Origin of the sequence: Pseudomonas fluorescens (genome assembly GCF_001902145.1) — a bacterium.
Lineage (GTDB): Bacteria > Pseudomonadota > Gammaproteobacteria > Pseudomonadales > Pseudomonadaceae > Aquipseudomonas > Aquipseudomonas fluorescens_BV.
Window position 1 is genome coordinate 1 of sequence record NZ_MRST01000006.1, and the last position, 5,551, is coordinate 5,551.

Consider the following 5,551-nt stretch of genomic DNA (forward strand, 5'->3'; position numbering starts at 1 on the left):
GGAATTTAATCTTGACGATGACCTACTCTCACATGGGGAAACCCCACACTACCATCGGCGATGCATCGTTTCACTGCTGAGTTCGGGATGGGATCAGGTGGTTCCAATGCTCTATGGTCGTCAAGAAATTCGGGTACTGAGTCGTGGCCAGCTGGCCTCGCTTCAGCAAATTGGGTATGTGATAGATCTCGGTGTTTTGTGAGCGTCGAACTTTCGGTTCATTGCGTCTTCACACACCGCAATCTGGTCTCCTTTGCTTTTCAGCTCAGAGCATGCAAATTGCTTGGGTGTTATATGGTCAAGCCTCACGGGCAATTAGTATTGGTTAGCTCAACGCCTCACAGCGCTTACACACCCAACCTATCAACGTCGTAGTCTTCGACGGCCCTTCAGGGAACTCAAGGTTCCAGTGAGATCTCATCTTGAGGCTAGTTTCCCGCTTAGATGCTTTCAGCGGTTATCTATTCCGAACATAGCTACCCGGCAATGCCACTGGCGTGACAACCGGAACACCAGAGGTTCGTCCACTCCGGTCCTCTCGTACTAGGAGCAGCCCCTCTCAAATCTCAAACGTCCACGGCAGATAGGGACCGAACTGTCTCACGACGTTCTAAACCCAGCTCGCGTACCACTTTAAATGGCGAACAGCCATACCCTTGGGACCGGCTTCAGCCCCAGGATGTGATGAGCCGACATCGAGGTGCCAAACACCGCCGTCGATATGAACTCTTGGGCGGTATCAGCCTGTTATCCCCGGAGTACCTTTTATCCGTTGAGCGATGGCCCTTCCATACAGAACCACCGGATCACTAAGACCTACTTTCGTACCTGCTCGACGTGTCTGTCTCGCAGTCAAGCGCGCTTTTGCCTTTATACTCTACGACCGATTTCCGACCGGTCTGAGCGCACCTTCGTACTCCTCCGTTACTCTTTAGGAGGAGACCGCCCCAGTCAAACTACCCACCATACACTGTCCTCGATCCGGATAACGGACCTGAGTTAGAACCTCAAAGTTGCCAGGGTGGTATTTCAAGGTTGGCTCCACGCAGACTGGCGTCCACGCTTCAAAGCCTCCCACCTATCCTACACAAGCAAATTCAAAGTCCAGTGCAAAGCTATAGTAAAGGTTCACGGGGTCTTTCCGTCTAGCCGCGGATACACTGCATCTTCACAGCGATTTCAATTTCACTGAGTCTCGGGTGGAGACAGCGCCGCCATCGTTACGCCATTCGTGCAGGTCGGAACTTACCCGACAAGGAATTTCGCTACCTTAGGACCGTTATAGTTACGGCCGCCGTTTACCGGGGCTTCGATCAAGAGCTTCGCGTTAGCTAACCCCATCAATTAACCTTCCGGCACCGGGCAGGCGTCACACCCTATACGTCCACTTTCGTGTTTGCAGAGTGCTGTGTTTTTAATAAACAGTCGCAGCGGCCTGGTATCTTCGACCGGCATGAGCTTACGGAGCAAGTCCTTCACCCTCACCGGCGCACCTTCTCCCGAAGTTACGGTGCCATTTTGCCTAGTTCCTTCACCCGAGTTCTCTCAAGCGCCTTGGTATTCTCTACCCAACCACCTGTGTCGGTTTGGGGTACGGTTCCTGGTTACCTGAAGCTTAGAAGCTTTTCTTGGAAGCATGGCATCAACCACTTCGTTACCTAAAAGGTAACTCGTCATCAGCTCTCGGCCTTGAAATCCCGGATTTACCTAAGATTCCAGCCTACCACCTTAAACTTGGACAACCAACGCCAAGCTGGCCTAGCCTTCTCCGTCCCTCCATCGCAATAACCAGAAGTACAGGAATATTAACCTGTTTTCCATCGACTACGCTTTTCAGCCTCGCCTTAGGGACCGACTAACCCTGCGTCGATTAACGTTGCGCAGGAAACCTTGGTCTTTCGGCGTGGGTGTTTTTCACACCCATTATCGTTACTCATGTCAGCATTCGCACTTCTGATACCTCCAGCAAGCTTCTCAACTCACCTTCACAGGCTTACAGAACGCTCCTCTACCGCATCACTTACGTGATACCCGTAGCTTCGGTGTATGGTTTGAGCCCCGTTACATCTTCCGCGCAGGCCGACTCGACTAGTGAGCTATTACGCTTTCTTTAAAGGGTGGCTGCTTCTAAGCCAACCTCCTAGCTGTCTAAGCCTTCCCACATCGTTTCCCACTTAACCATAACTTTGGGACCTTAGCTGACGGTCTGGGTTGTTTCCCTTTTCACGACGGACGTTAGCACCCGCCGTGTGTCTCCCATGCTCGGCACTTGTAGGTATTCGGAGTTTGCATCGGTTTGGTAAGTCGGGATGACCCCCTAGCCGAAACAGTGCTCTACCCCCTACAGTGATACATGAGGCGCTACCTAAATAGCTTTCGAGGAGAACCAGCTATCTCCGAGCTTGATTAGCCTTTCACTCCGATCCACAGGTCATCCGCTAACTTTTCAACGGTAGTCGGTTCGGTCCTCCAGTTAGTGTTACCCAACCTTCAACCTGCCCATGGATAGATCGCCCGGTTTCGGGTCTATTCCCAGCGACTAGACGCCCTATTAAGACTCGCTTTCGCTACGCCTCCCCTATTCGGTTAAGCTCGCCACTGAAAATAAGTCGCTGACCCATTATACAAAAGGTACGCAGTCACCCAACAAAGTGGGCTCCCACTGCTTGTACGCATACGGTTTCAGGATCTATTTCACTCCCCTCTCCGGGGTTCTTTTCGCCTTTCCCTCACGGTACTAGTTCACTATCGGTCAGTCAGTAGTATTTAGCCTTGGAGGATGGTCCCCCCATATTCAGACAAAGTTTCTCGTGCTCCGTCCTACTCGATTTCATGACTAAGAGATTTTCGCGTACAGGGCTATCACCCACTATGGCCGCACTTTCCAGAGCGTTCCGCTAATCTCAAAGCCACTTAAGGGCTAGTCCCCGTTCGCTCGCCACTACTAAGGGAATCTCGGTTGATTTCTTTTCCTCAGGGTACTTAGATGTTTCAGTTCCCCTGGTTCGCCTCTTGCACCTATGTATTCAGTACAAGATAACCATCTTATGATGGCTGGGTTCCCCCATTCAGACATCTCCGGATCAAAGTCTGTTTGCCGACTCCCCGAAGCTTTTCGCAGGCTACCACGTCTTTCATCGCCTCTGACTGCCAAGGCATCCACCGTATGCGCTTCTTCACTTGACCATATAACCCCAAGCAATCTGGTTATACTGTGAAGACGACATTCGCCGAAAATTCGAATTTCTCAATTAAGAGAACTCACAAATTTTACCTTAGCCTGATCCGTTACCAGTGAAAGTAACGTTCAGTCTATCTTTCTATCACATACCCAAATTTTTAAAGAACGAACTAGTCAAAGACTAGAAATCAACATTCACCATCACAACGATGGAATGCTCATTTCTAAGCTTTATACAAACAGAAGCAGTAGTGGTGGAGCCAAACGGGATCGAACCGTTGACCTCCTGCGTGCAAGGCAGGCGCTCTCCCAGCTGAGCTATGGCCCCGTATTTCTACAGGCGTTTCCCACACAAAATTGGTGGGTCTGGGCAGATTCGAACTGCCGACCTCACCCTTATCAGGGGTGCGCTCTAACCAACTGAGCTACAGACCCAATTTCGGGCTGCTTCTTTTCGTCTTCTTCAATGAATCAAGCAATTCGTGTGGGAACTTATGGAGCAGCTGATGTCGTCGATTAAGGAGGTGATCCAGCCGCAGGTTCCCCTACGGCTACCTTGTTACGACTTCACCCCAGTCATGAATCACACCGTGGTAACCGTCCTCCCGAAGGTTAGACTAGCTACTTCTGGTGCAACCCACTCCCATGGTGTGACGGGCGGTGTGTACAAGGCCCGGGAACGTATTCACCGCGACATTCTGATTCGCGATTACTAGCGATTCCGACTTCACGCAGTCGAGTTGCAGACTGCGATCCGGACTACGATCGGTTTTGTGGGATTAGCTCCACCTCGCGGCTTGGCAACCCTCTGTACCGACCATTGTAGCACGTGTGTAGCCCAGGCCGTAAGGGCCATGATGACTTGACGTCATCCCCACCTTCCTCCGGTTTGTCACCGGCAGTCTCCTTAGAGTGCCCACCATTACGTGCTGGTAACTAAGGACAAGGGTTGCGCTCGTTACGGGACTTAACCCAACATCTCACGACACGAGCTGACGACAGCCATGCAGCACCTGTCTCAATGTTCCCGAAGGCACCAATCTATCTCTAGAAAGTTCATTGGATGTCAAGGCCTGGTAAGGTTCTTCGCGTTGCTTCGAATTAAACCACATGCTCCACCGCTTGTGCGGGCCCCCGTCAATTCATTTGAGTTTTAACCTTGCGGCCGTACTCCCCAGGCGGTCAACTTAATGCGTTAGCTGCGCCACTAAAAGCTCAAGGCTTCCAACGGCTAGTTGACATCGTTTACGGCGTGGACTACCAGGGTATCTAATCCTGTTTGCTCCCCACGCTTTCGCACCTCAGTGTCAGTATTAGTCCAGGTGGTCGCCTTCGCCACTGGTGTTCCTTCCTATATCTACGCATTTCACCGCTACACAGGAAATTCCACCACCCTCTACCATACTCTAGTCAGTCAGTTTTGAATGCAGTTCCCAGGTTGAGCCCGGGGATTTCACATCCAACTTAACAAACCACCTACGCGCGCTTTACGCCCAGTAATTCCGATTAACGCTTGCACCCTCTGTATTACCGCGGCTGCTGGCACAGAGTTAGCCGGTGCTTATTCTGTCGGTAACGTCAAAATTGCAGAGTATTAATCTACAACCCTTCCTCCCAACTTAAAGTGCTTTACAATCCGAAGACCTTCTTCACACACGCGGCATGGCTGGATCAGGCTTTCGCCCATTGTCCAATATTCCCCACTGCTGCCTCCCGTAGGAGTCTGGACCGTGTCTCAGTTCCAGTGTGACTGATCATCCTCTCAGACCAGTTACGGATCGTCGCCTTGGTGAGCCATTACCTCACCAACTAGCTAATCCGACCTAGGCTCATCTGATAGCGCAAGGCCCGAAGGTCCCCTGCTTTCTCCCGTAGGACGTATGCGGTATTAGCGTCCGTTTCCGAACGTTATCCCCCACTACCAGGCAGATTCCTAGGCATTACTCACCCGTCCGCCGCTCTCAAGAGAAGCAAGCTTCTCTCTACCGCTCGACTTGCATGTGTTAGGCCTGCCGCCAGCGTTCAATCTGAGCCATGATCAAACTCTTCAGTTCAAACATCTTTGGGTTTTTAAGAAACCCTAAACTTGGCTCAGCAATCGTTGGTTACATCTTTGATTTCTCGCGGAGTAACTTGTGATGCTGATAATCTTGTTGACTATCAGTCTGACTCCACAAGCACCCACACGAATTGCTTGATTCAGTTGTTAAAGAGCGGTTGGTTAAGATCTTTCGTCTCAACCGAGGCGCGCATTCTACAGCAGCCTCATTTGCTGTCAAGTGGTTATTTTCAGAAGTTTTCGAAGATTTCTTCAACAACTTCAACCACTTGCGCTTGCGATCTCTCGTAAGCGGGAGGCGAATTCTACAG

2 tRNA genes and 3 rRNA genes are annotated in these 5,551 nt (G+C 51.0%); all 5 read right to left on the minus strand.

What is annotated here, in order from left to right:
* Positions 1 to 9 precede the first annotated feature (9 nt).
* The 5 genes from rrf to BUE92_RS00070 all read right to left on the minus strand — a co-directional run bounded on the left by rrf (position 10) and on the right by BUE92_RS00070 (position 5,235).
* Positions 10 to 125 (minus strand): 5S ribosomal RNA (rrf, locus tag BUE92_RS00050).
* A 169-nt stretch (positions 126 to 294) separates the two neighbouring features.
* A 23S ribosomal RNA gene (locus BUE92_RS00055) occupies positions 295 to 3,186 on the minus strand.
* A 247-nt stretch (positions 3,187 to 3,433) separates the two neighbouring features.
* A tRNA-Ala gene (locus tag BUE92_RS00060) sits at positions 3,434 to 3,509 on the minus strand.
* Positions 3,510 to 3,539: 30 nt separating this feature from the next.
* Positions 3,540 to 3,616: transfer RNA gene (locus BUE92_RS00065), tRNA-Ile, on the minus strand.
* 82 nt (positions 3,617 to 3,698) lie between these two features.
* A 16S ribosomal RNA gene (locus BUE92_RS00070) occupies positions 3,699 to 5,235 on the minus strand.
* The 16S, 23S and 5S rRNA genes sit together here with 2 tRNA genes alongside, the layout of an rRNA operon.
* Between the last annotated feature and the right edge of the window lie 316 nt (positions 5,236 to 5,551).